Genomic DNA, 25,302 nt, shown 5'->3' with positions numbered 1-25,302 from the left:
AGCGGGGTTTCAGATGACGGCTGCGGCGGTGGACCTATCCGATTTGGCCTTGTGGCGCAACGGTTTTCCCGACGATCTGTTCGCCGAGCTGCGGCGCACCAGTCCCCTGTTCCGCCACGACCTGACCCCGGGGGTGGCCGAGACGGTGCACCGCGACTTCTGGGTGGCGACCAAGCACCGGCACGCGGTCCGGCTGCATCGCGACGCCGAGTCCTTCACCGCGGTCGATGGGCCGACCATCCAGCCGGCCGGGATGTTCTCGTCGTACCCGACCATCATCAACATGGATCCCCCGGCGCTGAACAAGCGCCGCAAGCTCATCTCGGGCGCGTTCAACCCGCGCGCTGTCGGCAAACTCGAAGACGGCATCCGGGCGCGCGCCGCGGGGATGATCGACCGGCTGCTCGACCGGGGCGGCGGCGACTGGATCGATGACGTCGCCGACGCCCTGCCGATGACGGTGATCGGCGACATCATCGGCATACCGGAGGACGACCGGCCGCGAATCTTCGATTCCCTGGACCGCATTCTCAAGGCCAATTCGCCCGGGCCGAGACTGACCCGGCAGGACTACACCGACCTGTACGCCACCGTCTTCGGCTACGCGATGGAGCTCACCGCGGAGAAGCGGCGCAATCCGAGCGATGACATCTGGAGCACGCTGGCGACCGCGGTGATCACCGGCGAGGACGGCGAGCAATTCAGCCTGCCCACCAACGAACTCGAGTTCTTCTTCTTCGTGCTGGCGTTCGCCGGCAGCGATACCACCAAGAACGCGCTGGCCATCGGGCTGCAGGCGTTCGTGGAGAACCCGGAGCAGATCCAGCGATACCGCGAGCACGAAGCGCTGCGCCCCCCCGCCGTCGAGGAGGTATTGCGCTGGGCGTCGCCGGTCGCCTACTGGACGCGCACCGCGAAGGTCGACGTCGAAATGGACGGCCAACACATCGCAAAGGGCGAGCGGGTGGTCTCGATGCTGCGTTCGGCGAACCGCGACGAGGAGGTGTTCGAGTCCCCCTTCACCTTCGACATCGGGCGACAGCCCAACCCCCAGGTCGCTTTCGGGGGCGGCGGACCGCACCACTGCCTGGGCGCCATGCTGGCGCGCGCGGAGCTCCGCGCGGTGTTCGACGAACTGCTGCTGCGCTGCGACGACATCGCCCTCGGGCCGGCGACCGTGGCTTACCCGAACCTGCTCACCAACATGTCGATCTACGACGAGATGGCGATATCGCTGAACGAGCGGCGCTAGCTCAATACGGCGCCGGCGCGTCGCCGAACGCGGCGAATACCGCCAACGGGTCCAGGTAGTCGCGCCAGTGCACGATCTTGCGGTTCTTGACCGCGATCACCGAGATGAATCGGTTGACGTACGGCGCGCCCGTGCGCACCACCGTGCCGTGCATCGTGTACTCGAGAATCACCACCGACTTGTCGGGGTCGTAATAGCGGTACACGTCGCTACTGCCGCTCTGGACGATGGACTCCCCGTAATCGGCGTACAGCTCGGCCAGCGCTTCGCGGCCGACGATGCGGCGTGGATAGTCCGGGACGGTGATGACGAACTCGACCACCACATCCTCGGCGTGCATATCGAAAAAATCGATCCCGTCGACCAAACCCTTCAGGGCCTCGGCGACGACCTCGAAGTAGGGCCGCATCGCGGCGTACTTCGTCATGTCGCGCATGCGACGCACTCTAGGGCGTCACTCGATCAAGCGCAGCGCGGCCTTGGGGCACTGGTCCACCGCGGCGCGCACGTCGATCTCCAGCCGCGGCGGCACGGGACCGTCCGCGATCTGCACCACGTCCTCGTCGCCCAGTTCGAACACCTCCGGGGCGAGCGATTCGCAGAAGCCGTTGGCCTCACACATGTTTTCGTCGACCGTCACGCGCATCGAAAGCCCTCCTTCGCGCTCACTTTTCGAGGCCCTTCGGGCGGGTCCCGATCACTTTGCCGCTTGCCAGCTTCGCCAGTTCATCGTCGGTCAGGCCGCACCGATCGCGCAGTACCTCCCCATTGTGCTCGCCCAGCCGCGGCGGCGGGCGACGCAGCCACCTGTCCTGGCCGGCGAGCTTGGCGAACGGCGGGCAGGGGTAGAGGCCCGCACCGGTGCTCGCGTGGTCCAGCGTCTCGAAAAAACCCCGCTCGCGCAGTTGGGGATTCTCGGTGACCAGCGACGGGGACACCGCGGGCGCGGCGGGAACGCCCGCCCCGGCCAGGCGCTCCACCGTCGAGTCCAACGGCTGCCCGGCGAACCAGTCCCGCAGCCGGTGGTCGACGTCGTCGGCCCGCGCGCGCCGCCCGGCGACGGTGGCCAGGCCCCCGTCGCACCAGTCGGGCCGGCCCATCACCTCGACCAAGGCCCGCCACTGCCGGTCGTCGCGCACGGTGACCGCGATCCAGTCGTCGTCCCCGGCGCAGCGGTAGAGGTTCTGGATCGACAGGCCGTGCCCGCGGTTGCCGCGCCGGCCCAGCGTCACCCCGAACACCTCGGATTCGATCGCCTGTATCGCGGTGGCGTTGAGCACCGTCTCCAGCATCGGCAGCTCGGCCTGCTGGCCCGAGCCGGTGCGTTCGGCGAAGCTCAGCGCGGCCAGCACGGCGAAGGCGGCGTGCACGCCGGCCAGCGGATCGCAGGCCCCGCGCGGCGCCACCGGCGGGGCCTCCGGCAGCCCGGTGACCCAGGCCAGACCGGCGATCTGCTCCATCGTCGGGGCGAATCCGACCCGGTCACGCCACGGACCGTCCAGGCCGAAGGCCGGCATCCGCGCGACGACCAGTTTCGGGTTGACCTTCAGCAGCACGTCGGCGGTGAGCCCGAACTGGTCCATCACCCGCGGCGAGAAGTTCTCGATCACGACGTCGGCGCCGGCCGCCAACTCGAGGAACAGATCACGCCCCTCACCGGAACCCAAATCCAGTGTGACGGAACGCTTGTTGGTGTTCATTGCGTGGAACACCCAGCCGTACTCCCACCAGTCGTCCACATCTTTGCGCATCCCGCCCGAGTAGCGGATGCCGTCGGGCCGCTGTATCGACTCCACCTTGATGACGTCGGCGCCGAACGCGGCCAGCAGGTGGGTCGCCGCGGGCCCGGCCCAGAACGCGGTCAGGTCGACGATGCGGACGCCCTCGAGTGGCAGCCCACGCCGCGCCGGGTCGGGCTCGGATGTGTCTGCCTCCCAAGCCGGTTCGTCGTCGGCCTCGCCGGGGGCGGGGGCGGCGCGCAGCGGCGCGGGGTCACACGCCGACATCAGCCAGGGCGGACGGGGCTGGTGAAAGCCGGCGGGGTTGCGGGCGAACACGTTTCGCTGCCTCACGTACTCGAGATCGCGGATCGTGGAGCCGTTGCCCAGCGCCGCGATCGGCAGCCGGAACAGCTGCCCGAGTTCGACGATCTCCTCGACGGTCCGTTCGGCCAGCCACGGGCCGATCTGTTCGCGGATCAGGTCGCGGTAGGCCCACCGTCCGATCTGGAAACGCAGCTGTTCGATCTCCTCGAGCTGCGGGCACTCGACCATCGCGCAGAAGTCGAGCCACTGCTGGCCGGTGACCATCGTGATCCCGACGTAGCCATCCTTGGCCGGCTCGATCGACGGCACTTCGAGGGTGCGGCGGATCGGCGGAACGCGCAGCAGCTGCGAATGCAGCCATTCGCTGCTCTGCATCGCGGTCATCGCCTCGAGCATGGACAGGTCGAGGTGCTCGCCGGGCCCACCGCGCTCGACGCGGCGGCGCACGGCCAGCGCGCCGAACGCCGCGTACACCCCGCCCATGTACTCCCCCAGGTCGCCGCCGATCGCGATCGGCGGCCCCGCGGGATCGCCCCGAAAGCCCGGCGAACCGGCCCAGGCCTGCAGGGTGAACTCGCTGGCGGCGCGGTCGGCATACGGCCCGGTCCAACCGAAGTCGGAGATCGTGATGACGACCGAGCGCGGGGATTCGGCCAGCAGCCGCTGCGGATCGACGCCCAGCGCCGCGGCCCGCGACCGGCCCGCGGTGACGACCACGACGTCGGCGGCGGCCAGTTCGGCCCGACACCGTTCGGAGTCCGGGGCGGCGGTCAGGCTGCGCTTGCCGGCGTTGAGATAGCCGAAGAACGGCGAGGTCCCACCGTCGGGCACCGGCGAACAGCTGGCCGAGTACCGACGCAGCCAATCCCCTTGCGGCGGCTCGATTTTGCGCACCTGGGCCCCGGCATCGACCAGCAGCTTCCCGCAGTAACTTCCGGCTATCCGGTCGCTGATCTCGACGACACGCAATTGGTCAAGCGGTGTCGGCCGGCTGCCGGGCTCGCGCCTCACCCGGCTATTTATACCATTACTGCTAAAATAGCTAAGCCAGACGAGCCGCGAGGATTGGATGACCGCCCTGGGAATTGGTCCCGACGCCCGGCGCCGACTGTCGGCGCCGAGGATCGCCGAAATCGTAGCCGACGAGTTGCGCCGCCAGATCATCGACGGCGAACTCGCCGACGGCGATCTCCTGCCGCGCCAGGAGGTGCTCGTCGAACAATTCAACGTCAGCCTGGTCTCCTTGCGCGAGGCGCTGCGAATCCTCGAAACCGAGGGGCTCGTTTCCGTGCGGCGGGGTAACCGCGGCGGCGCGGTGGTGCACGCGCCCGCCAAGACCAGCGCGGCCTACATGCTCGGGCTGTTGCTGCAGAGCGAGGCCGTCGAGGTCGCCGACCTGGGCACGGCGTTGCGGGAACTCGAGCCGGCCTGCGCCGCCCTGGCGGCCCAGCGGCCCGACCGCGCGGACACGTTGGTGCCGGAGCTCAAGCGGGTCAACGACGCCATGGCCGAGCACCTCGAAGACGGTCGCCTCTTCACCGAAATCGGCCGCCAGTTCCACGATCTCGTTGTTCGCGGCTGCGGGAATCACACCATCATCGCCGTCGTCGGCAGCCTGGAGACGCTGTGGACCAGCCACGAACAGCAGTGGGCGGACGAGAGCGCCGCGCGCGGCACCTACCCCTCGTTGGCCCAGCGCCGTGCGGTGCTCAACACGCACGTCAAGCTGACCGACACCATCGCGGAGGGCGACGTCGACCGCGCTCGGCGCATGGCGGGCCGCCACCTCGCCGACACCCAGACCTACGTGCTCTCCGGCCGCCCCGACCAACGCATCTATGCGCTTTCGCCGCAGGCCCTGTCACGTTCGGGACCCCGCCCGCGCGACATCCGGCGCCCCTGACGTCGATGCGAACCGCACTAGTCACCGGCGGCAGCGGCGGGATCGGTAAAGGATGCGGCCGCAAGCTCAGCGAGCTCGGCTACGACGTGGTGCTCGCGGCGCGCCGCGCAGCCCCGCTGCGCGCCGCCGCCGAGGAGCTCGGCGCGCGCCACATCGTGGCCGATGCCTCCGATCCGGACGGATTCTCCTCCGCGATAAGCGCTTTGGAGCGACTCGACCTGGTCGTGCACGCGGCGGGCACGCTGGGCGGGACCTACGCGCGCAAGCAGACCTTCGATCAGTGGCGGACCATCCTGTCGGCCAACCTGGATTCGTGTTTCGTGGTGACCGCCGCCGCGCTGCCGCTGATGCGCGCGGGCTCGCGGTTCGTGTTCATCTCGTCCTCGGCGGCGCATGAGCCGATGATGGCGCGGACGGCCTACTCGGCGTCGAAGGCCGGCATGAACGCGTTCGCCCGCGCCCTGGCGCTCGAGGTGGACCGCGACGGCATCGCCGTGCACATCGTGACGCCCGGCCCGGTGGAAACCGAGATGCTGCAGGACGTTCCCTTCGAGATGTACGCGATCCAGGTGTCCGACGTCGCCGAGGCGGTCGCCTGGCTCGACACCGTCGACCCGTCGGTCGACCTGCCCGAGATCCGGCTGTCCGCCGTGCAGCGCGGACCGTACGCCCGGCCGCCGGTCGTGCCTACGGAAGCCCGGCGCCGGCGCCAGCGAACGCCTTGATCACCGCCTCGCCGAACTCGTGCAGCGAACCCGGGACGGCGAAATCGGCGAACCACACATAGAACCGTTCGACGCCCTGGGTGGCCAGGCCGGTGAAGTGCCCGATCAATTCGTCGGCGTCCCCGCAGACCAGGCCCGACCCCAGGTGGGCGAATCGCCGGGCGCTCACCTCCCGCACCTTGTCCGGATCGCTGTCTGTCCGGACAAAACCCACCATCTGCTGCACCGACACCCGGGCGGTCCCCGCGGCGGGGGCCAGCGCGGGCAGCTTGTCCAGGTGGTTCGCCGGCACGTTCCACCAATCCGCATACCTGCGAACGAGTTCCATCATCCGGGGCCCGGTGCCGCCCAGGACCAGCGGGATGGGATGGCTTCTGCGCGGGGCCTGCGCGGCGCTGCCCTCGATGTCGCCCCAGTACTGCCTGATCAGCTCGAGGTGGCGCCCGAGCTGCTCGACCCTGGCCTTCGGATCCTGCTGGCCCACATCGAATCTGGTGAATTCGGCGGGCCAGGACCCCGCGCCGAGGCCGAGCTCGAACCTGCCCTCCGACGCGTCCGAGAGGGTGACGGCCTGCTTGGCGAGCACGGCGGGATGGCGGAAGGCGTCGCAGAGCACCAGGTGGCCGATCCGTAGCCGCTCCGTCTTGGCCGCCACCCAGGTGGCGATGCCCATTGCCTCCCAGATGTTTTCGTCGGCCAGCCCCGGTGCCTCGAGGTGATCGATGAACGCGACCCCGTCGAAACCGCTGGCCTCGGCATGTCGGGCCCGCTCCGTGATGTCGGCCGCGGACAACCGCACCTGCGGCAGGAACAGATACCACTCGACCATGGGCCCACCTATGCTCGCGCCGATTGCAACAAAGCCGCTAGTTTACTATTTTTATTATGTTAGGGGTCTTATGGATGTCGGACTGACTTCGGAGCAGCTGTCGCTGCGCGACACCGTGCGCGGCATCCTGCGCACCGAGTGTCCCCCCGACGCCGCGCGTCAGGCCCTGACCGACCCCGAACGGTGGCGTGCCCCGTGGAAGACGGTTGTCGATTTGGGCTGGACGGAACTGGCCGCGCCCGACGGAGACTACGGGCCCGTCGAGGCGGCGCTGGTCCTCGAGGAATGCGGCGCCGCCCTCGCGCCGATCCCGTTGCTCAGCAGCGTCGGCCTGGCCGCGGGGGCCCTGCGGTCCAGCGGCCTGGACGCGGTGCTCGCCGACATCGCCGGCGGCGTGGCCGCCACCCTGGCCGTCCACGCCAAAGGGTCACGGCTGCCCGGCGCACCCATGACCTTGCGCGGCGGGCGCCTGCGCGGGCGGGCGGTTGCGGTGCCGAACCTGACCCGCGCCGAACTGATCGTCACGCTCGCGCACGCCGACAACGGTGTCGTGGCCGCGGTCGCGCGCTGCGAGAGCGCCGGCGGGGTGACCGTCCTTGCGGGCGAATCGACCGACCCCGCGCAACCGGTCGCCGACGTCGAGATCGACGCCGAGCCGTTGGCCACCGCGGCGGTCGAGCTCGAAGCGGCGCTGGCGGCGCCGCTGGTGGCCGCAGCCGCCGACCTGGTCGGCGCGGCCAGCGGCGCGCTGCACCGCGCGGTCGAGCACGCCAAGGCGCGTCGGCAGTTCGGCGCGCCGATCGGCGCTTTCCAGGGGATCAAGCACGCGCTGGCCGACAACCACGTCGCCGTGGAACGCGCGCGCAGTCTCACCTACGCGGCGGCGGCCCGGCTCGCCGATCCGGACGAAGGGGACGCCTGGACTGCCGCGGCGCTCGCGAAGGCGGCCGCCGGCGACGCGGCGGTCACTTGCGCGCGCACCGCGGTGCAGGTGCACGGCGCCCTCGGTCAGACCTGGGAGCACGACATCCACCTCTACGTCCGGCACGCGTGGCAGGGCGCCGCGCTGCTCGGCGACAGCCGCGCGCTCTACCACGAGGTGGGCCGCCGGTTCGCGGGAGGCGCGGGATGAGCGCGGTGGTCGATGAATTCGCGGCGTGGCTGACGGAATTCCTGCCGAAGGACTACTACGAGCGGTATCGCGAGTACCGCTGGGACCTGGCGCTGCGGCGGGACTACCAGCGGGCCGCGTTCGAGGCCGGGTGGCTCCAGCCGACCTGGCCGCGCGAGCACGGCGGCCGTTCGCTGGGCCTGCGCGACGCGATGGAGGTCCGGATCGAGGGCGCGCTGCGATCCGCGCCCAAGCTGCCCAACATTCAGGGTCCCGGCGTTGCCGCGCCCGGCATCCGTCAGTTCGGCACACCAGCCCAAATCGACCGGCTGCTGGTTCCCCTGCTGCGCGGCGACGAGTGGTGGGCACTGGGGATGTCCGAGCCGGAGGCGGGATCCGATTTCGCGGGCCTCCGCACGCGGGCCGAGCGAGAGGGCGACGTCTTCCGGGTCAACGGCCACAAGATATGGACCACGCACGCCCACCTGTCGCGGTGGTGCACCCTGTATGCGCGCACCGATCCGGAGGCGCCGAAGCATCGCGGCATTTCCTGCCTGATCCTGGACCTGCGGGCGCCCGGGGTCAGGATCGAGCCCATCCGGATGGCGTCGATCTCCGACGAGACCTTCTGCGAGGTCTTCCTCGACGACGTCGAGGTGCCGGCGGAGAACCTGCTCGGGCCGCTGCATGGCGGCTGGAACGTGGCGCTGTCGTCGCTGCACCACGAACGCCAGATGATCTGGATCATGAACTGGGTCGAGATCAAGCGCGGGCTCGACGCGGTGCGTGGGGCGCGCCCGACAGACGACATCTGCGCCGAGCTCGGCTCGCTTCTTGCCGACGCCGAGGCGCTCCGGGCCACGGGATACCGCGCGCTGGGCAGCGAGCTGGCGGGGCGGGCGAGCCCGGAGGCCGACATTCTCAAGCTGCTCGGATCGGTTACCCTGCAACGGGTTTGGGAACTGGCCGCGGTTGCGAAGGGGGAGGATGGCGTGAGCGATCCGGATTTGCTGTTCGAACGCCAGGACGCGCTTGCCGCAACCATCTACGGCGGAACGTCGGAAGTGCAGCGCAACATCATCGCCGAGCGGCTGCTCGGGCTGCCGAAGGGATGACGACGATGGATTACGACCTCGGCGAAGACGCCGCACAACTGCGAAACCACCTGCGCGAGTTGGTGTCCAACCACATCCCCGCCGATTTCCTCGGCGCCTGTACGGAAAACCCGCAAGACCTGGCCACCACCGAGACGTTCTGCAAGCTGCTGGCCTCCGAGGGCCTGCTGGCGCTGGCGTGGCCGAAAGAGCATGGCGGCGGCGGGGGTTCGGTCTGGCAGCAGACGGTGTTGCGCGAGGAGATGTGGGCCCAGCACGAGCCGCGCGGTCCGCAGTACATGGGGATCAACTGGGTCGGGCCCGCGCTGATGCGTTACGGCACAGCCGAACAGAAGGCCAAGCACCTGGCCGCCATCGCGTCCGGCGACGTGATCTGGTGCCAGGGCTTCTCCGAGCCGGAGGCCGGCACCGATCTGGCGTCGCTGCGCACCCGCGCGGTGCGCGACGGTGACGGCTGGCGCATCACCGGCCAGAAGGTGTGGACGTCGTATGCGTTGATGGCATCCTGGTGCGTGCTGGCCGCATGCACCGACCCGGAGGCGCCAAAACCCAAGCGGCTCACCCTGTTTCTCATCCCGATGGACCGGCCGGGTTTCACCGTGCGGCCCATCGGGTCGATGCTGGGGCCCCATCACCTCAACGAGATGTTCCTCGACGACGTGCAGGCCTTACCCGGCGACGTCCTCGGCGAGGTCGGCGACGGCTGGCGGGTGATGCGGGAAGCGCTGGCCTTCGAGCGGGTCGGCATCGCCCGCTACGCGCGATGCGAGTCGCTGCTGGACCGGATGCGCAGGCAGCTCGGCGAGGACTGGGACTCGCTGCCCGAGTCCATTCGCGCCCGCTGGGTGCGGGCGCTCGCCGACCTCCGGGTGGCCAGGCTGCTGGCGTACCGGGCCATCTCGCTGCAGGACGACCCGTCGGCGGGGGCGGCGGCCAGCGCCGCCCGCATCGCCACCACCACCTGCGATCAGCTGGTCGCCGAGCTGCTGTTCGACGTGCTGGGCCCCGCCGCGCTCGACAGCGGCACGTCGGCGCCCCTGCACGGGGCCATCGAAGACCATTGGCGCTACGCACAGGCCGCCACCGTGGCGTCGGGCACCATCGAGGTGCAGCGAATGCTGGTGGCCCGCGACGTTCTGGGAGAACACCGTTGAAAACCGAGCTGCCGCAAGATATCAGCGACTTCGCCGCGGTCGCCGCGAAGCGGCTGACCCGGTTGGGCGGTCCCCCGGCGGCGCTGCGCGCCGAGTCCGATGACGGCATCCGGGACGCCGCGCAGGCGGCCCTGCGCGACGTCGGCGCGTTCGAGCTCGACGTCCGGTCGGCGAACGACGACCTGTTGGCCGCCGCGGTGCTCTGCCAGGCCGCCGGCGCGACCGCCCTGCCCTATCCGGTCGTCGAAGAACTGCTGGCGATCGACGGCGCGCGACTGGCCCTGGTCAACCCCGAGGCGCCGCGCATCGACCACGGCGACCTGCCGGGCGACTGGGTCGCCGCCGACCTGGACGGCAACCGCTACCACCCGCGGGCGGCGTCGCGCACCAACGCCAAGCTGGGGCCGTTCCTGGTGCCGGCCACATTGAGCGCACCCGACGGAACCGTTCCGGCCGGCGACGTTAACCTTCATCTCGTGCTGGGATCATGGCGGATTCTGGGAGCCCTGCAGCAGTCGCTGCACATTGTCACCGAACACGTACGCGCCCGGGTCCAGTTCGGCAAGCCGCTGGCGGATTTCCAGGCCGTCAGGTTCGCCGTCGCGGACGCCGCCGTGGGGGTACGCGGCCTGCACGAACTCGCGAAATACACCATCAGCCGACCGGAATCGCTACCGGTGCAGGTGCATTCGGCCGATGCGCTGCTGCTCAGGTACAAGGCCGCCGACACCGCGCGGCAGGTGCTGCGGACCTCTCACCAGTTGCTCGGCGCCCTGGGTTTTTGCGACGAGTCCGACGTCAGCGTGCTCGACCGGCACACCCAGCCGCTGATCCGCTTGCCGCTGAGCGCCGAGGCGCTCTCCCTGCGCCTGATCCCCGACGTCCGCGACGGCCACCTCGAGACGCTGTTCAGCGGGCCGGTACCCGCATGACGACCGAACCTGTTGAATCGGGCGTGGCGCCCAACCCGCTCGAAGACGGCATCCCGTTCGGAACCAAACTGCAGCAGCTCGCCGAAGAACGGAGCGACGAACCCGCGGTGACGGTGGTGGCGCTCGACGGCACCGCGGAGTCGCTGACCTTCGGCGAGCTCGACGCCCGCGCCAACCAGTGGGGGCGAGCGCTGGCCGCCAGCGGTGCCGGTCCGGGTTCCCTTGTGGCCCTGGCGATCCCGAACTCCGTGCATTTGGTGCTCGGCGCTTTGGGATGCTGGAAGATCGGCGCGGTTCCCGTTCCCATCCACTGGGATCTACCCGAGTGGGAACGGGACCGGGTGCGCGACGTGATCGCCCCCGCCGTCGTCGTCGACGAAAGAACCCGGTGGGAGCTGGAGGCGCGCGCGGCTGGTGAGTCCGCCGGCCCGCTGCCCGCGGCCGTCTCCCCGCACGCGAACGGCATCTGCAGCAGCGGGTCGACCGGCGTCCCCAAGGTGATCCTCAGCCTGGCGCCGTCGCTGTGGACGCCCCAACACGGCGAGCCGTTCCTGTCGAACTGGACACCGGTCGCCCAGCCGCAGACCATCATGGTGCCCGCACCCATGTACCACACCAATGGCTTTGCGACCTTCTTCTTCCTGCTGGCCGGTGACCACCTGGTGGTGCTCGAAAAGTTCGACGCGGCATTGGTTTTGGACGTGATCGAACGCTTCCGAATCACCAACTTCACGGCCACGCCCACGATGCTGGCGCGCATCGCGGCGCGGCCCGACATCCGCCGACGCGACCTGTCCAGCGTCGTCTTCATCCTGCAGGGGGCCGCCGTGATGCCGCCCTCGCTCATGCGCACCTGGTTCGAGCTGCTGAGCCCCGAGCAGATCGTGTCCGCGTATGGCATGACCGAGAACCTCGGGCTGACCGCGTTACGCGGCGACGAGTGGCTCGCCCATCCGGGCAGTGTTGGCCGCGGTTTCCGGGACACGGAGATCCGGATCCTGGACGCCGGGCGGACGCCCCTTGGGCCGGGCGAATACGGCGAGATCTACCTGCGCGCGCCGATGGCCGCGGGATCGCGCTACCTGGGTGGGGCACCACCGCTGCCGTCGACCGAGGACGGCTTCCGTTCCGCCGGCGACATCGGCTACCTCGACGAGGACGGCTATCTCTACATCGTCGACCGGCGCGTCGACATGATCGTCACCGGCGGCGCCAATGTCTTTCCGGCGGAAGTGGAGTCGGCTCTGGCGGGCCACCCCGACATCGCCGACGTCGTGGTCATCGGGCTCACCGACGCGCAGTGGGGCCGCCGCGTTCATGCGGTGGTCCAGCCCGCGGTCGGCGCGTTACTGAGCGAAGAGCAGGTGATCGAGTACGCCAAGAGCCGCCTCGCGCACTACAAGGCGCCCAAGACCGTCGAGTTCGTCGACGCGATCCCGCGCACCGCGGCCACGAAGGTCAATCGCTCGGCGCTGATCGAGGCGCGGGGCGGCTAGCGACTGGTCGGCCGCTCGCGCGGACGTGGACCTTTTCGTACTCCCCCGTCAGAGCCCGTGGCGATGCGGACCGCCCCCCGCAGCGCCACCGCGACCGCTTAAGCCAGATTCGCCCCCGAAAAACCCTTGCGTCGCGGCTCCTTCGCCCTACCACCACACACCGACGACGACGAACCACCGCCGTTTTAGGCGAGGAGGGCCGGCGTTACGGCAGCAACTCGTCGGCCGTGAATTCGGCCGCGTCGAGCGCGTCGCCCGCGACGTCGTCGTTCGAGGCCTGGCCCTGAAAGCGCGTCGGTCTGAACCTGCGCACCGTCTCCACGGGGCCGTCGGCGCCGTCAACCTCGACCTGCCACTGGTCCGCGGGCTCGTAGCTTTGGTCGATGAAGTAGCCGGTCATCTCGCGCTGCGCGCCGCGCATCGACAGCGCGTCCACGTCCAGTTCGTAGGTGCTTTCGTCGTCGCTGACGACCGTGCAAATGATCTCGTCGTCGTCCTGGCGCAGCCAGACCTCAATCAGAGCAGCACTAGTGTCCACGATTTGCGACGGTAGCGACCGGCTGTCGCGGCCCGATGCAAATGCGGGTTTTCGCGTCAGCGCCCCGGCGTTCTGGCTGCACGCATATCACGCCACTCGCGGTAATCTCATTCTCATGGCTGAACCGACCGAGGAAGTCGAGGTGACGCGCGGCGACCGCTTCATCAAGACGGCCGTCGCGATCCTGGGCGAAACCGGACGCACCGATTTCACCGTCCAAGAGGTCGTCGCGCGCTCCAAGACCTCGCTGCGGGCCTTCTACCAGCACTTCGGCAGCAAGGACGAGCTGCTGCTGGCGCTGTTCGACAGGACCATCGCGCAATCGGTGCAGGCCTGGCGTGCCGAGATCAACGGACTCGACAGCACCGCCGCGCTCAAGCTGGTGATCGACCGCATCAGCCAGCAACCGGAATCGAGCACCCAGGACAGCCTGAACAGGGCGTTGAGCCTGTACAACCAGCATCTGGCCGAGACGCGCCCCCGCGAATACGCCCGCGTGCTCTCCCCGATGCACCAGCTGATTCGCGACATCGTCGGGCAGGGCATCACCGAGGGCGTCTTCAACCCGGGACTCGATGTCGGGGCCGCGGCGGCGATCGTCATGCAGACGATCATGGGCGCGCAGCGATTGCATTGGCTCGGCGCGGAATTGATCAGCACACCGATCGACGTCGGACAGCTCTATGACTTCTGCAGCCGCGCGCTCGGCATCCGCGAAACCGACGAGTCGCCGACGCCCTCGCTGGGAGAGCTGTTCGCCCAAATCGGGATGCGACCGGGCATCCACAACGGCGAATTCGCGATGACGATGCCCGTCAGCCCCCATGTCACCAACACGTCCGGCGCCCTGCAGGGCGGGCTGATCGCCACCCTGGTCGACGTGGCGGGGGGACAGTTCGGGCTGGAATACCTGCAGCCCGGCACCACCATGACGACCGCCGATTTGTTCGTCCGCTACCTGCGGCCCATCAAGCAGGGCGCCGCGCGCGCGGTGCCGCGGATGCTGCGCTCCGGTCGCCGGGCGATGGTCATGCAGGTCGACATCTACGGCGACGGCGACGAGCTCGCCGCGACCGCGACGGTGAACTTCGCGATCATCAACGGACCGACGCCGACGGCCGGCCTCCCGGCCGACGATTAGGCCCCCTACACCCCGTCGCGCAAAAGTGGTAACGTCATTACCACCTACCGAGAACCCAAAACTTGTCCCAAGGAGATCGCCATGCCGTCTCGCGAACTTTCCTTCCCCGTCTTCGACGCCGACAACCACATGTACGAGCCGCAGGAGGCGCTGACCAAGTACCTGCCGGAGAACCGCAAGCGCGTCATCGACTACGTGCAGGTGCGGGGCCGCACCAAGATCGTGGTGCGCGGCCACATCAGCGAGTACATCCCCAACCCCACGTTCGAGGTGGTCGCGCGGCCCGGGGCCCAGGAGGACTACTTCCGGCACGGCGCGCAGGGCAAGAGCTACCGCGAGATCCTGGGCGAGCCCATGAAGGCCATTCCCGCCTTCCGTGAACCGGGCGCGCGGCTGGAGGTCATGGACGAGCTCGGCATCGACTACGCCCTAATGTTCCCGACCCTGGCCAGCCTGGTCGAAGAGCGGATGAAGGACGACCCGGAGATGACCCACGACGTCATTCACGCGCTCAACGAGTGGATGTATGAGCAGTGGTCGTTCAACTACAAGGACCGCATCTTCGCCACCCCGGTGATCACCCTGCCGATCGTCGAGCGTGCGCTCGAAGAACTCGAGTGGGTCCTGGAGCGCGGCGCCCGCACGGTGCTGGTCCGCCCGGCGCCGGTGCCCGGCTTCAAGGGCAGCCGCTCGTTCGGCCTCGAGGAGTTCGACCCCTTCTGGCAGGCCTGCATCAAGGCCGAGATCCCGGTCTCGATGCACGCCTCGGACAGCGGTTACTCCGAATTCGCGAACGTGTGGGAGCCCGGCGACGAGTTCTTGCCGTTCAAGCCGACCGCCTTCCGCAGCTTCGCGATGGGCCATCGGCCGATCCTGGACGCGATGGGTGCGCTGGTGTGCCACGGCGCGCTGTCGCGCAACCCGGAGCTGCGGATCCTGTCGATCGAAAACGGCGCCGACTGGGTGCCCGATCTGTTCAAGGGCCTCAAGGGCGTCTACAAGAAGATGCCGCAGGCGTTCAGCGAGGACCCGATCGAGGCGTTCAAGCGCTGCGTCTACATCACCCCGTTCTGGGAGGACCGGTTCACCGAGATCGTCAAGATGGTGGGCACCGATCGCGTGCTCTTCGGCTCGGACTGGCCGCACCCCGAGGGGCTGAAGGACCCCATCTCCTTCGTCGACGAGCTGACCGACTTCAGCGAGGAGGACGTCGCCAAGATCATGGGCGGCAACCTGATGAAGCTGATGAAGGTTTCCGAGCCCGCGAAGAAGCCCGTCTCAGCCTGAGCGGTCGGCTTCGTCGAAGACGGAAACGACGCCCTTGGTCTCGAACACGGCGAGGCGAACGTCCGCGGGGGTTTGGTGACCGTGCTGGCGCAGGATCGCCTCCAGGTCCGAGTGCGTGAGCCGGCAACGTCGCAGGTTCGCCTCATCGAGTTCGCCGTCGCGGATCAGCACCCGCACCGGCGGGTCGACCAGTCGGCGCACCCACGGGACGAACCGCAGCCGCGCGACGAGGTCATGGGCGGCGATCAAGGCGACGAGGGCGGCCGCCCCGGTGAGCCATGAGGTGTCGGCGGCGGTGGCGGTGCGCCCGACGATGGCACCCACCGCGACGGCGGTGACCCAGTCGAAGGGCGTGAACTCGCCGATGGTGCGCCGCAGCATGAGCCGGAAAGCCGTTGCAGCGGTGATGAATAACGCCAAAGCCTTGAGTGCGCCGTACGCCGCCGGCCGCCACCCGTCGACAAACTGCAGCAGTAAATCGTTCATGCCAACCCGAATTCGGTCAGTCGCCGTGGCCGTGCGGTCCCGCTCATGTGACCAGAGGTACCCGCCGACATCCGGCGTAACCTCGGCAGGCGCCACGTGACGGTTAGCAAATGCGTTGCAGCGGGTACATGACACTCGTTGCTAATCTGGGCATCTACGTGTGCAAATACCATGCATCCGGCCTGGTTATGCGACCGCGTACCGAAGTTCCGTGGAAGGGACGGCCAATTGGTCGCCGAAAATGAGTGGGACAAGACCGTTGGTGCGGCCGACGAGGTTCGCCGCGTCTTCGAGAATGTTCCCGCCATGCTGGTCGGCCTGAAGGGGCCCGACCACCGGTTCGTCGCGGTCAACGCCGCCTACCGCGTGTTCAGTCCGACGGGCAACCCGGTGGGAAAGCCTGCGGTCGAGGTCTTCCCCGAGCTGGAGAGCCAGCAGATCTACCAGATGTTCGACCGCGTGTACGAGACGGGCGAATCCCAGTCCGGAAGAGAGTGGCGGCTGCAAGCCGACTACGACGGATCGGGCATCCAGGAGCGGTACTTCGACTTCGTGGTAACACCGCGCCGCGGGGACGATGGGTCGGTCGAGGGTGTGCAGATCATCTTCGACGACGTCACCGAGCGGGTGCGGGCGCGACTGGCCGCCGAGGCGCGCATAGAGGACCTCGCCGAGCGCTACCGCAACGTGCGCGATTCGGCCATCGTCATGCAGCAGGCGCTACTGGCCCCGTCGGTGCCCGTCGTTCCGGGCGCCGACATCGCGGCGGAATACCTCGTTGCCGCCCAAGACACCGCCGTCGGTGGGGACTGGTTCGATGCGATAGCCCTCGGGGACCGGCTGGTCCTCGTCGTCGGCGATGTCGTCGGCCATGGCGTCGAGGCGGCCGCGGTGATGTCGCAACTGCGCACGGCTTTGCGCATGCAAATTTCGCTGGGGCACAGCATCATCGAGGCGCTCGAGGCGCTCGATCGCTTCCGCGAACACGTGCCGGGCTCCAAGTCGGCCACCCTGTGCATCGGTTCACTCGACCTCGCGACGGGCGAATTCCAGTACTGCACAGCGGGACACCCGCCACCGCTACTGGTGAGCGCCGATGCCAGCTCGCGGTACGCGGAACCGTCGGGCGCGGGGCCCCTCGGCAGCGGCACCGGATTCCCGGTGCGCACCGAGGTGCTGGAGCCGGGCGATTCGGTGCTGCTGTATTCGGATGGCTTGATCGAGCGGCCTGGCCGGCCGCTGGGCTCCAGCACCGCGGAATTCGCCGAGTTGGCCGCCAACATCGCCGGCGGCCGCGGCGGCTTCGTCATCGATGCGCCGGGGCGCCCGATCGACCGACTTTGTTCGGAGACACTGGAATTGCTTTTGCGGTCGACCGGCTACCAGGACGATGTCACGCTGCTCGCGGCGCAACGACGCACGCCATTGCCACCGCTGCGCATCACCGTGGACGCGACCATCCATGCGGCGCGCGCGGTCCGCACGCGGCTTCGTGACTGGCTCTCGGAGATCGGGGCCGACGGCGACGACATCTGTGATGTTGTGCACGCGGTCTCCGAGTTCGTCGAAAACGCGGTCGAACACGGGTACGCGACCGAGGTTCCCGACGGCGTCGTTGTCGAAGCCGCGCTGGCCGGTGATGGAAACCTGCACGCCTCCGTGATCGATCACGGGCAGTGGAAGGACTACCGCGAGGGCGCCAGCGGTCGCGGGCGCGGACTCGCGATGGCCGAGGCCCTGGTGTCGCAGGCGCAGATCACGCACGACGCCGGCGGCACGACCGCCAGCCTGATCCACCCGCTGTCGCGACCGGCCAACTTCATCACCGACACGATCGTCGGTCGCTCACACCGCCGCCGACCCGTCGCCGCCGAATTCGTCTCCCTGGTCGGCGACGCCGGCCGCATCGTCGTGAGCGGCGACGTCGACACCACCACCGCATCCACGCTGGATCGCCAGATCGCCGTCGAAAGCCGCTCCGGCGTCGGGTCTTTGACGGTCGACCTGAGCGGAGTCACCCACCTCGGATCGGCCGGCGTCAGCGCGCTGGCCGCCGCCCGCGACCGGGCGCAGACGCAGGGCGGCGCCCTCGTGCTGGTAGCCCCACCCGGCAGCCCGGCGCATCACGTCCTCTCGCTGGTCCAAATGCCCTTCGTCAGCGACGTCAGCGGCGATCCAGACCCTGACCGTGCCGCACCTGACTGAACGGCACCCCGCGGTCTGCGGCGTATTCGCGCGGAAAGCCCAGTACGCGCTCGCCGATGACGTTGCGGGCCATCTCGGTGGTGCCGCCGCCGATGGCGACGTTCTGCCGCGACAGGTAACGCAGGCCGGCCTCTAGGCCCTCGCCGAATTCCCCGACGACCCCGGCACTTCCCGCGATCGCGAGCGCGGTGTCCATCTCCAGGGTCACGGTCTCGGAATGAAAGAGCCTGATGAGCGTCCCGGCGGTCGGTGGCAGAACCCCGTCGCGGACGTTGCGGTAAACGTGGTCGATCAACTGCTCGGCCACGGCGCGGTGCACGAGCACGCGCCCGGCCATCTCGTGGACCCGTTCGTCATCGGCCCGGCCCACCTTCTCGGCCAGCGCCACATAGTCGACGGGCTTAGTGGAACCGCCCTCGCTGCCGCTGCCGCTGGAGAACTCGGAACCCTGCCCCACCGCCCGGCGTTCGTGATACAGCTGCCGCGAGGCCACCGCCCAGCCGCCGTTGACCTCGCCGACGACGGCGTCGTCGCCCACATCCACGCCGTCCAGGAATTCTTCGCAGAACTCGGTCGAACCGCTCAGCATGGTGATGCGCCGCAACGTGATTCCCGGGTGTGCGATGGGCACCAGAAACATGGTCAAGCCTTCGTGCTTGGGCACGTCCCAGTCGGTGCGCGCCAGGCACAGTCCGTAGTCGGCGGCGAACGCGCTGGTGCTCCACGTCTTCGCGCCGTCGATCACCCACCGGTCGCCGCGACGTTCGGCCCGGGTGATCACACCGGCCAGGTCCGAGCCCCCGCTGGGCTCGCTCAACAGCTGCACCAGCACCTCATCGCCGCGCAGGGCCGCGGCGATGTGCCGCTTCTTCTGCTCCTCGGCGCCGGTGTCGAGCAGAGTGGCGCAGCAGATGGTGAACGTGGGGGTATTGAGGATCAGCGGCATCTCGTAACCGAAGGACTCGGAGTCGAACGCCTTCTGGTATTCGTAATCCAGGCCCAGGCCGCCGTACGCGCGGGGAAAACAAATGCCGGCGAATCCGCCTTTGTAGAGCCGCTTTTGCAGTTCTCGGGCGCGCTGCCACGATCGCTCGTCGTCGCGCGGGACGGGCGGTGGATCCTCGGGATCGATGGCGGGCATGTTGTCCGCCAACCACTCTCGGGCCCGAGCGGCGAACTCGGCGACAGACTCGGTGGTCGTCATCCGGCGTTCGCCATCGATCGGGCCGCCTTCTCCGCCTCGTACACCCTCAGGTTGTGTTCCTCGGGCGTGCCGAACATGGCGCGATACAACGTGACTCGCCTCAGGTACAGGTGCAGGTCGTGTTCCCACGTCACGCCGATGCCGCCGTGCATCTGCACGCACGCCTGGACGACCCGCACGGACATCTCACCGACGTAGGACTTGGCGATGCTCGCCGACAAGCCCGCGCTGGAAGAGCGGTCGGCGACGTCGGCGACCGCGGCGTTGGTGGTGGCGCGACAGGCTTCCAGCCACAGCTTCATGTCGGCGAATCCATGCTTGAGTACTTGGTATGACGCCAGCGGGCGCCCGAATGTGTGGCGGTCCAACGCCCATTGGGCGGTGAAGTCGAACACCGTTTGCAGGATGCCGACGACCTCGGCGCACTGCAGCACCTGGGCGATCTGGCTCTGCCGGTCGATGAGGGCGGCGGTCTCGGTCGCGCCGCCGACGACCGCGGACGGGTCCACGACCACGCCGTCGAAATGCACCCGCGCGTACTGCTTCACCAAGTCGACCGACTGCTGGGGCTCGATGCGGACGCCCGGTGCGTCCGTCGGGACCAGAAACTGACGAACCTCGTCGCCGCATCGCGCCACGACGAGCAGCACCGCGCTTTGAGCGCCGGCCTCCACCCGGTCCTTGGTGCCGTCGAGGCGAAAGCCGGCGTCCGTCCGGGTGGCCGTCACCGCGGGATCCAGCGGCGCCCAGCCCCGCCCCGGCTCGCTCACCGCCCACGACGCCACCGTTTCGCCCGATATCAGCGACTCGATGGTGTCGGTGTGCGACCGCGGGTCGGCGCACTCGGCGAGCGCCGCGAGCACGACGCTGACCGGATACAGCGGTCCCGGCGCCACCGTCTTGCCGAGTTGTTCGGCGACCATGGCCAGATCTTGAAGACCGCTGCCCGAGACGCTGCCGCCGCCCAACTCCTCGGGCACCAGCAGCGCGGTCCACCCGAGTTCGGCGGCGCGCCGCCACCACGCCGGGTCAAAGGACTCGCCGGCCGCGTGCAGTTCCCGGACGCGACGCAGCGGCGCTTCTTTTTGTAGAAAGGCCTGGGTTGTGGAAGCGAAGAGTATCTTTTCGGGAGAGTCGACAGCGGTCATGATGCCGGAGGATTCGGGAGAAAGTGTGGGTGATTGATCATCCGCCTGGTCGGTTCTCGTCGCAGTTCGTGGAGATTCTGATGGTAGCAATGAGCAATACCGTAAGAGATACCGGAGTTCAATCGATAATGGTCGTGACGAGCGGTAATCGCGATGACTGAGCCCGACCCCGACGCGCGGGCATTGCTCGAGGAGGCCCAGGCAGCGGAGGCCGCCGCGGCCGAGGCGCTGGCCGCCGCGGCGAAGGCCCGCGCCGCCGCCGCACGGCTGCGTCGGGAGGCCCTCGGCCGGCCCGACGCCGCCGAGGCGTACGGCGACGACGAGGATTACGAAGAGGACTACGACGCGGAATACGACACGGAATACGACGCGGAATACGACGAACTCGTCACGGAGCAACCGGCCTGGCGACGGCGGTTGCCGGCGATCGCCGCGGTGGCCACCGTCATCGCCATCTGCGCTTTCGCCGGTTTCAGCGCATACATGGTGCTCCAACACCGCGACGCGACCCAAAACCAACAGCGGGAAGCGGCGTTCATCGCGGGGGCCAAGCAGGGCGTCCTCAACATGATCTCCCTCGACTTCAACAAGGCCAGAGAAGACATCCAGCGCGTGATCGACGGCTCCACCGGGCAATTCAAAGACGACTTCCAGCAGCGGGCCAACGACTTCATCTCGGTGGTCACCCAATCGAAGGCGGTGACCGAAGGGACGGTGAACGCCGCCGCCCTCGAATCCATCAACGGCAACTCCGCGGTGGTGTTGGTCTCGGCGACCTCGCAGGTCACCAATTCCCCACCCGGAAAGGACGTGCCCCCGTTGGTCTGGCGGCTGCGGGTGACGGTCGCCAAGGTCGGCGGGCAGTACAAGATGTCGAAAGTCGAGTACGTGCCGTGACGGAAGAAGTGCGTGACATGGATTCGGCCGCACCAGAACCCGAACCCGAACCCGAAGCCGAAGAGGACGCGGCCGACGTCGACCCCGAAGCCGAAGAGGACGCGGCCGACGACGCCGCGGAACCCGAGGCCGACGAGGAGGACTCCGCGGAGCTAAGCGAACCTCGGCGCCGCGGGTTGCCGCCCGGCCTGCGCAAGATCGTCGCGCCGGTTCTGATTGTGCTGCTGCTGATTTCCGGCGGCGTGGCGACGTGGCTGTACTTCAAGCAGTACCGCCCCGATCAACAGACCGATACCGACGTCGCCCGCACGGTGGCCCGTGCCGGATCCGACGGAACCGTGGCGTTGCTGTCGTACTCGTACGACTCGCTCGACAAGGACTTCGCCGCCGCCAGGAAGCACCTCACCGGCGACTTCTTGTCCTACTACGACCAATTCAGTCAGCAGACCGTGGCCCCGATGGCCAAGCAGAAGTCGATGAAAACCACGGCCAAGGTGACGGGCGCCGCGGTGTCGGAGCTACACCCCGACTCGGCCGTCGTGCTGGTGTTCGTCGATCAGGTCACGTCGACCAAGGACAGCCCCCAGCCGTCGGTGGCGGTCAGCAGCGTGCTGGTGCGCATGAGCAGGGTCGGCGGCAACTGGCTCATCACCAAGTTCACCCCGATCTAGCCGCCTACATGGCGAACACGCGACGAAGCGTCTGCGCGTGCAGCGCCCGGTTTTCCTGGGAGACAACCCAATCGGGAACCAGCGTGTCGAAGCCGTTGAATGTCGCTGCGATGACATGCAATTCGGTGTGAACGTAGGCGTGTAGCAGCCGGTTGGCGTAGCCGATGGCCTCGTCGCGGCACGGATCGATCTCGGAGCAGCTGATGAACGTGGGCGGCAACCCCTCCAGGTTGGCCCGGTGTGCGGGGACGCCTTGGCCGGTGGCGGCCGCGTGGCCCAGGTAGTGGCTCCACGCGCGGCTCACCGCGGGGCCGTTGAGGCCGGGCGTGCGCTGGAATTCGCGCCGCGACGGCGTGGTGTCGGAGTCGAGCATCGGCTGGTGCAGGATCTGCACCAGGATCGGCGGTCCTTCTTCGTCGAACATCCGCTGGGCCAGGCCCGCGACCAGCGCCGCGCCCGAATCCCGGCCCATCACCGCGATGCGGCGAGGGTCCGCGTCGAACTGCGCCGAATTCGTGACGACGTGGCGCAGCGCCGCCTCCACGTCGGCCAGAGCTGCCGGACAAGGGTTTTCGGGCGCGAGCCGGTAGTCGACGGACACCACCAGACAGCCGGCGTCACGTGCGAGCTCGACGCACTGGGCGTGATCGGTGTCCAGGTTCCCCGTCACGAAACCACCGCCGTGGGCGTACACCACCAGCGGCGCCGGCGATCCCGCCGCCCCGCGATACAGGCGAAGGTCCAGCCGCTTGCCGTCGGGTCCGGAGATCGATCGCGATTCCACGGTGACGCCGTCGGTGTCGGCGGCCGCCGCCCGCTGTGCGGCGCGTAGGTTGGCCTGTTCGCGCTCGGCGGGCAGCGTCTCGGCACGGAACTCCACGACGCCCAGGCCGATCGCGGCCTCGCGCAACACCGGGTCGATTCGGGTGAGGCCTTGGGGCCGTGCCAGGTTGGTCTGCGTCACGTCCGCCAACGCGTCACCGCTCCCCGGGAAGCGCCTTGACCGTCGCCGGAAGCCCGTAGAGGGCCGTCGCGTTGCCGCGCATGATTTGCTCCCGCTGGTCGGCGGGGAACCGGTTGATCGCGTAGGTGGGCGAGTCGTAGCTCCAGTGCGGGTAGTCCGTCGAGAACATCAGGTTGTCCCCGACGTCCATCATCTCGAGGTACTCGCGGAACTGCACGGTGTCGGCGTCTTCCAGTGGCTGCGTGGTGAACCGAACGTGTTCGCGCACATACTCCGACGGCCGCCGCCGCACGTGCGGCAGGTCGCCGCGGCGGGCTTCCCAGATCCGGTCCATCCGTGACATGACCGGCATCGCCCACGTGAAGCCGCCCTCGACGAAGACCACCCGCAGGTCGGGGTGGCGGTCGAACGCGCCGTCAAACACCAGGCTCATCAGGTGCGAGACATACAGCAGCGGCCAGGACGCGAAGAAGTCGTGCCAGTGCGCGGGGTTGCCGACCGGGTAGATCGGAATCAACTCGAACGGCGTCTGGCCCATCAGGTGCGTGGCCACCGGGAATCCGTTGCGCGAGGCCGCCTCATAGAGTGGGTCGAAATGCGGGTTGCCGAAAGGGATTCCACGGGTCTGGGGTGTCATCAGCACCTGGGCCATGTACGGGTGCCCGGCCCACCGCTGGACTTCGCGGGCGGCCAGCTCCGGCGTCTGCGCGCTGATGCTGATCGAGCCGCGCCAGCGGCCGTGCCAGTTGTACTTGTCCAGCCAGACATCGGCGAGCCAGTCGTTGTAGGTCGACTTGAGCACGTGCTCGGCCTGGGGCAGCTGGGCATCGCACATCGGCTCTAGCGTCGCGATGCTCACGCCGGCATCGAGCAGCAACTGCTTGGCGGCGAAATCCGGGTCGCTGCCGGCGACCCCGCCGCCCGGCGGGGCCGCGTCCAGGCGCAGCGACATCGTCTTGTAGGAGTCCGGGGTGTCGTAGAAATGCGGCACCGGGGTGACCGCGTTGGCCGTCGGCCAGATCTTGTCCACCCACTCGGCCGGCGCGTAGGACTTGAGCACGTCGGCCGAGACCGGCAGGGGGTGCACGTCGGTGTCGACGATGGTCACCGCGATCTCGTCCTCTTGACCGGTGGCCGAATCGACCCGTTCGATCGTCGTCATCACACACGCTCCTTCAACCCGTAGAGCTCGCTGGCGTTGCGCCACAACACCTTGTCGCGCTGGGCGGGATCCAGCCCGTCGGCGGTCGCGTCCGGCGCCGAGGTGGACCAGTGCGGATAGCCCGACCCGTACATCAGCAGGTCGGACTTGCCGGTGAAGTCCATCCACCGCTGCATCGCGTCCGCCTCCGTCGGGCCGTCGAAGGCCGAGGAGCAGAACCGGACGTGGCCGGGCAGGTATTCGCTGGGATAGCGGTCCACCCACGGCGTCTGGTCGCGCATCGAGAGCCAGAAGGTGTCCAGTCGCCACATCAGCGGGGTGAGGATGTCGTAGCCGCCGTCGGCGAACACGAACTTCAGGCCCGGGTGCCGGCCGAACACGCCCTCGATGATGAGCGTGGCCAGATGCACGAAGTAGTTCAGCGGCATGAACGCCGCGTATCCGGGATAGGTGTGCGCGTGGCCGGCGAAGGTGGGCGGGTAGTCGACGCCGTTGCCGCCGTTGATGTGGACCGCGACCGGCAGCCCGTGCGCTGCGGCGGCCTCCCAGATCGGCTCGAACATCGGCTTGCCGTACGGCTCGCGCGACTGCATGGGAACACCGACCTGCACCAGCTTCGGGTGGCCGGCGAGGCGCTCGATTTCGGCCACGGCGCCCTTGGGGTCTTCGGGGTTGACGCGGATGGTGCCCCGGAACCGGTCGGTGGTGTCGGGCTCCAGCCAGCGATCGAGCAGCCAGTCGTTGACCGCCGCGCAAATTCGGCTGTTCAGCAGGTAGTCGGCGATGTTGCCGCGGGTCAGCGGGTTCAGGACGGCGTAATCGACGCCCATGTCATCGAAGAGGTGCCGGCTGACGGTCTCGGGATCCGAACCCGGGTAGTGGTCCCCGTAGAGGTCCTCTCGGTAGTCGCCGCCCGGCGCCTGATACCACTGCTTCTCGACGTCGGGGATCGACCGCAGCTGGTGCGCGGCCGGCAGGTACCGCCGTATCTCCGCGTTGTAGCGAAAGTGCGGTTGCACGTTGGTGTCGATGATCAT

General features: G+C 68.6%; 24 protein-coding genes and 1 pseudogene. 14 read left to right on the top strand and 11 right to left on the bottom strand.

Features of this window, described 5'->3' with window-relative positions; all coding sequences use genetic code 11:
• Window positions 1–13: 13 nt before the first annotated feature.
• Window positions 14–1,252, top strand: a complete 1,239-nt coding sequence (locus MTAB308_RS25130) for a cytochrome P450 (RefSeq protein ID WP_077103144.1) — start codon at window positions 14–16, stop codon at window positions 1,250–1,252.
• 1 nt (window position 1,253) lies between these two features.
• On the opposite strand, the gene MTAB308_RS25125 is transcribed toward MTAB308_RS25130, so the two are convergent.
• From MTAB308_RS25125 to MTAB308_RS25115, 3 genes are read right to left on the bottom strand one after another with little or no spacing between them, the layout of a single operon-like run.
• A complete protein-coding gene (locus MTAB308_RS25125) occupies window positions 1,254–1,688 on the bottom strand; it encodes a nuclear transport factor 2 family protein (RefSeq protein WP_077103143.1) in 435 nt (144 codons plus the stop codon).
• 18 nt (window positions 1,689–1,706) lie between these two features.
• Window positions 1,707–1,898, bottom strand: coding sequence for a ferredoxin (locus MTAB308_RS25120; RefSeq protein ID WP_077103141.1), 192 nt, complete (start codon window positions 1,896–1,898; stop codon window positions 1,707–1,709).
• Between the two features lie 19 nt (window positions 1,899–1,917).
• Complete coding sequence (locus MTAB308_RS25115) at window positions 1,918–4,308, bottom strand: CaiB/BaiF CoA-transferase family protein (RefSeq protein WP_077103138.1); 2,391 nt, start codon at window positions 4,306–4,308, stop codon at window positions 1,918–1,920.
• 58 nt (window positions 4,309–4,366) lie between these two features.
• Between MTAB308_RS25115 and MTAB308_RS25110 the strand changes: the two genes are divergently transcribed.
• Window positions 4,367–5,200: a FadR/GntR family transcriptional regulator gene (locus MTAB308_RS25110; RefSeq protein ID WP_077103136.1), complete on the top strand. Its 834-nt coding sequence runs from the start codon at window positions 4,367–4,369 to the stop codon at window positions 5,198–5,200.
• A 5-nt stretch (window positions 5,201–5,205) separates the two neighbouring features.
• Window positions 5,206–5,925 (top strand): SDR family oxidoreductase, encoded by a 720-nt coding sequence (locus MTAB308_RS25105; RefSeq protein WP_077103134.1) that lies wholly within the window; start codon window positions 5,206–5,208, stop codon window positions 5,923–5,925.
• On the opposite strand, the gene MTAB308_RS25100 is transcribed toward MTAB308_RS25105, so the two are convergent.
• The gene (locus MTAB308_RS25100) at window positions 5,888–6,754 is read right to left on the bottom strand and encodes an LLM class flavin-dependent oxidoreductase (protein ID WP_077103132.1); all 867 of its coding nucleotides are present in this window, start codon (window positions 6,752–6,754) and stop codon (window positions 5,888–5,890) included. The two genes, MTAB308_RS25105 and MTAB308_RS25100, sit on opposite strands and share 38 nt — an antisense overlap.
• 70 nt (window positions 6,755–6,824) lie before the next feature.
• Between MTAB308_RS25100 and MTAB308_RS25095 the strand changes: the two genes are divergently transcribed.
• The 6 genes and pseudogenes from MTAB308_RS25095 (at window position 6,825) to MTAB308_RS25075 (ending at window position 12,562) form a co-directional block, all read left to right on the top strand.
• A complete protein-coding gene (locus MTAB308_RS25095) occupies window positions 6,825–7,886 on the top strand; it encodes an acyl-CoA dehydrogenase family protein (protein ID WP_077103130.1) in 1,062 nt (353 codons plus the stop codon).
• A pseudogene (locus tag MTAB308_RS30660) lies at window positions 7,883–8,506 on the top strand (acyl-CoA dehydrogenase family protein); the annotation flags it as partial. The gene MTAB308_RS25095 and the pseudogene MTAB308_RS30660, both read left to right, overlap by 4 nt.
• A 15-nt stretch (window positions 8,507–8,521) precedes the next feature.
• On the top strand, window positions 8,522–8,980 hold the full coding sequence (locus MTAB308_RS30655; RefSeq protein WP_425436357.1) for an acyl-CoA dehydrogenase family protein: 459 nt from the start codon (window positions 8,522–8,524) through the stop codon (window positions 8,978–8,980).
• A complete protein-coding gene (locus MTAB308_RS25085; RefSeq protein ID WP_173842229.1) occupies window positions 8,977–10,134 on the top strand; it encodes an acyl-CoA dehydrogenase family protein in 1,158 nt (385 codons plus the stop codon). The genes MTAB308_RS30655 and MTAB308_RS25085 overlap by 4 nt, the downstream gene beginning before the upstream one ends.
• Window positions 10,131–11,066 carry an acyl-CoA dehydrogenase family protein gene (locus tag MTAB308_RS25080; protein WP_077103126.1) on the top strand — a complete coding sequence of 312 codons (936 nt, stop codon included), beginning with the start codon at window positions 10,131–10,133 and terminating at the stop codon, window positions 11,064–11,066. Before MTAB308_RS25085 ends, MTAB308_RS25080 begins: the two co-directional genes overlap by 4 nt.
• Complete coding sequence (locus MTAB308_RS25075) at window positions 11,063–12,562, top strand: class I adenylate-forming enzyme family protein (protein WP_077103124.1); 1,500 nt, start codon at window positions 11,063–11,065, stop codon at window positions 12,560–12,562. The genes MTAB308_RS25080 and MTAB308_RS25075 overlap by 4 nt, the downstream gene beginning before the upstream one ends.
• Before the next feature lie 205 nt (window positions 12,563–12,767).
• Here the strand turns inward: MTAB308_RS25075 and MTAB308_RS25070 are convergent, their stop codons facing one another.
• Window positions 12,768–13,100 (bottom strand): hypothetical protein, encoded by a 333-nt coding sequence (locus tag MTAB308_RS25070; RefSeq protein ID WP_077103122.1) that lies wholly within the window; start codon window positions 13,098–13,100, stop codon window positions 12,768–12,770.
• Between the two features lie 115 nt (window positions 13,101–13,215).
• Here MTAB308_RS25070 and MTAB308_RS25065 point away from each other — a divergent pair, with 115 nt between their 5' ends.
• Both MTAB308_RS25065 and MTAB308_RS25060 read left to right on the top strand, forming a co-directional pair.
• Window positions 13,216–14,241 (top strand): hotdog fold thioesterase, encoded by a 1,026-nt coding sequence (locus tag MTAB308_RS25065; RefSeq protein WP_077103120.1) that lies wholly within the window; start codon window positions 13,216–13,218, stop codon window positions 14,239–14,241.
• A gap of 81 nt (window positions 14,242–14,322) precedes the next feature.
• Window positions 14,323–15,528, top strand: coding sequence for an amidohydrolase family protein (locus MTAB308_RS25060; protein ID WP_077103118.1), 1,206 nt, complete (start codon window positions 14,323–14,325; stop codon window positions 15,526–15,528).
• On the opposite strand, the gene MTAB308_RS25055 is transcribed toward MTAB308_RS25060, so the two are convergent.
• On the bottom strand, window positions 15,520–16,014 hold the full coding sequence (locus MTAB308_RS25055) for a DUF421 domain-containing protein (RefSeq protein ID WP_083746653.1): 495 nt from the start codon (window positions 16,012–16,014) through the stop codon (window positions 15,520–15,522). The genes MTAB308_RS25060 and MTAB308_RS25055 overlap by 9 nt on opposite strands.
• 228 nt (window positions 16,015–16,242) lie before the next feature.
• Between MTAB308_RS25055 and MTAB308_RS25050 the strand changes: the two genes are divergently transcribed.
• Window positions 16,243–18,219, top strand: a complete 1,977-nt coding sequence (locus MTAB308_RS25050) for a SpoIIE family protein phosphatase (protein ID WP_077103116.1) — start codon at window positions 16,243–16,245, stop codon at window positions 18,217–18,219.
• On the opposite strand, the gene MTAB308_RS25045 is transcribed toward MTAB308_RS25050, so the two are convergent.
• Both MTAB308_RS25045 and MTAB308_RS25040 read right to left on the bottom strand, forming a co-directional pair.
• Window positions 18,179–19,423: an acyl-CoA dehydrogenase family protein gene (locus tag MTAB308_RS25045; protein WP_077103114.1), complete on the bottom strand. Its 1,245-nt coding sequence runs from the start codon at window positions 19,421–19,423 to the stop codon at window positions 18,179–18,181. The two genes, MTAB308_RS25050 and MTAB308_RS25045, sit on opposite strands and share 41 nt — an antisense overlap.
• Window positions 19,420–20,571, bottom strand: coding sequence for an acyl-CoA dehydrogenase family protein (locus MTAB308_RS25040; protein ID WP_077103112.1), 1,152 nt, complete (start codon window positions 20,569–20,571; stop codon window positions 19,420–19,422). The genes MTAB308_RS25045 and MTAB308_RS25040 overlap by 4 nt, the downstream gene beginning before the upstream one ends.
• A gap of 153 nt (window positions 20,572–20,724) precedes the next feature.
• Between MTAB308_RS25040 and MTAB308_RS25035 the strand changes: the two genes are divergently transcribed.
• Both MTAB308_RS25035 and MTAB308_RS25030 read left to right on the top strand, forming a co-directional pair.
• On the top strand, window positions 20,725–21,468 hold the full coding sequence (locus MTAB308_RS25035; RefSeq protein WP_077103110.1) for a hypothetical protein: 744 nt from the start codon (window positions 20,725–20,727) through the stop codon (window positions 21,466–21,468).
• Window positions 21,465–22,139, top strand: a complete 675-nt coding sequence (locus MTAB308_RS25030) for a hypothetical protein (protein WP_077103108.1) — start codon at window positions 21,465–21,467, stop codon at window positions 22,137–22,139. The genes MTAB308_RS25035 and MTAB308_RS25030 overlap by 4 nt, the downstream gene beginning before the upstream one ends.
• Window positions 22,140–22,143: 4 nt before the next feature.
• Here the strand turns inward: MTAB308_RS25030 and MTAB308_RS25025 are convergent, their stop codons facing one another.
• The 3 genes from MTAB308_RS25025 to MTAB308_RS25015 are packed head-to-tail and all read right to left on the bottom strand — an operon-like array spanning window position 22,144 to window position 25,302.
• A complete protein-coding gene (locus MTAB308_RS25025; protein WP_077103106.1) occupies window positions 22,144–23,103 on the bottom strand; it encodes an alpha/beta hydrolase in 960 nt (319 codons plus the stop codon).
• Between the two features lie 13 nt (window positions 23,104–23,116).
• The gene (locus MTAB308_RS25020; protein WP_077103103.1) at window positions 23,117–24,265 is read right to left on the bottom strand and encodes an amidohydrolase family protein; all 1,149 of its coding nucleotides are present in this window, start codon (window positions 24,263–24,265) and stop codon (window positions 23,117–23,119) included.
• Window positions 24,265–25,302: an amidohydrolase family protein gene (locus MTAB308_RS25015; RefSeq protein ID WP_077104775.1), complete on the bottom strand. Its 1,038-nt coding sequence runs from the start codon at window positions 25,300–25,302 to the stop codon at window positions 24,265–24,267. Before MTAB308_RS25015 ends, MTAB308_RS25020 begins: the two co-directional genes overlap by 1 nt.

The organism is Mycobacterium terramassiliense, from assembly GCF_900157385.1.
GTDB lineage: Bacteria > Actinomycetota > Actinomycetes > Mycobacteriales > Mycobacteriaceae > Mycobacterium > Mycobacterium terramassiliense.
This window is presented reverse-complemented; position numbering and strand designations above follow the sequence as displayed.

Excerpts from the sequence above, each read along its gene's own strand:
- MTAB308_RS25045 (WP_077103114.1), bottom strand. The coding sequence starts at position 19,423 with ATGACGACCACCGAGTCTGTCGCCGAGTTCGCCGCTCGGGCCCGAGAG.
- MTAB308_RS25120 (WP_077103141.1), bottom strand. The coding sequence starts at position 1,898 with ATGCGCGTGACGGTCGACGAAAACATGTGTGAGGCCAACGGCTTCTGC.
- MTAB308_RS25110 (WP_077103136.1), top strand. The coding sequence starts at position 4,367 with ATGACCGCCCTGGGAATTGGTCCCGACGCCCGGCGCCGACTGTCGGCG.
- MTAB308_RS25055 (WP_083746653.1), bottom strand. The coding sequence starts at position 16,014 with ATGAACGATTTACTGCTGCAGTTTGTCGACGGGTGGCGGCCGGCGGCG.
- MTAB308_RS25015 (WP_077104775.1), bottom strand. The coding sequence starts at position 25,302 with ATGATCATCGACACCAACGTGCAACCGCACTTTCGCTACAACGCGGAG.
- MTAB308_RS25020 (WP_077103103.1), bottom strand. The coding sequence starts at position 24,265 with ATGACGACGATCGAACGGGTCGATTCGGCCACCGGTCAAGAGGACGAG.
- MTAB308_RS25095 (WP_077103130.1), top strand. The coding sequence starts at position 6,825 with ATGGATGTCGGACTGACTTCGGAGCAGCTGTCGCTGCGCGACACCGTG.
- MTAB308_RS25065 (WP_077103120.1), top strand. The coding sequence starts at position 13,216 with ATGGCTGAACCGACCGAGGAAGTCGAGGTGACGCGCGGCGACCGCTTC.
- MTAB308_RS25085 (WP_173842229.1), top strand. The coding sequence starts at position 8,977 with ATGACGACGATGGATTACGACCTCGGCGAAGACGCCGCACAACTGCGA.
- MTAB308_RS25040 (WP_077103112.1), bottom strand. The coding sequence starts at position 20,571 with ATGACCGCTGTCGACTCTCCCGAAAAGATACTCTTCGCTTCCACAACC.
- MTAB308_RS25060 (WP_077103118.1), top strand. The coding sequence starts at position 14,323 with ATGCCGTCTCGCGAACTTTCCTTCCCCGTCTTCGACGCCGACAACCAC.
- MTAB308_RS25035 (WP_077103110.1), top strand. The coding sequence starts at position 20,725 with ATGACTGAGCCCGACCCCGACGCGCGGGCATTGCTCGAGGAGGCCCAG.
- MTAB308_RS25105 (WP_077103134.1), top strand. The coding sequence starts at position 5,206 with ATGCGAACCGCACTAGTCACCGGCGGCAGCGGCGGGATCGGTAAAGGA.
- MTAB308_RS25125 (WP_077103143.1), bottom strand. The coding sequence starts at position 1,688 with ATGCGCGACATGACGAAGTACGCCGCGATGCGGCCCTACTTCGAGGTC.
- MTAB308_RS25130 (WP_077103144.1), top strand. The coding sequence starts at position 14 with ATGACGGCTGCGGCGGTGGACCTATCCGATTTGGCCTTGTGGCGCAAC.
- MTAB308_RS25100 (WP_077103132.1), bottom strand. The coding sequence starts at position 6,754 with ATGGTCGAGTGGTATCTGTTCCTGCCGCAGGTGCGGTTGTCCGCGGCC.
- MTAB308_RS25075 (WP_077103124.1), top strand. The coding sequence starts at position 11,063 with ATGACGACCGAACCTGTTGAATCGGGCGTGGCGCCCAACCCGCTCGAA.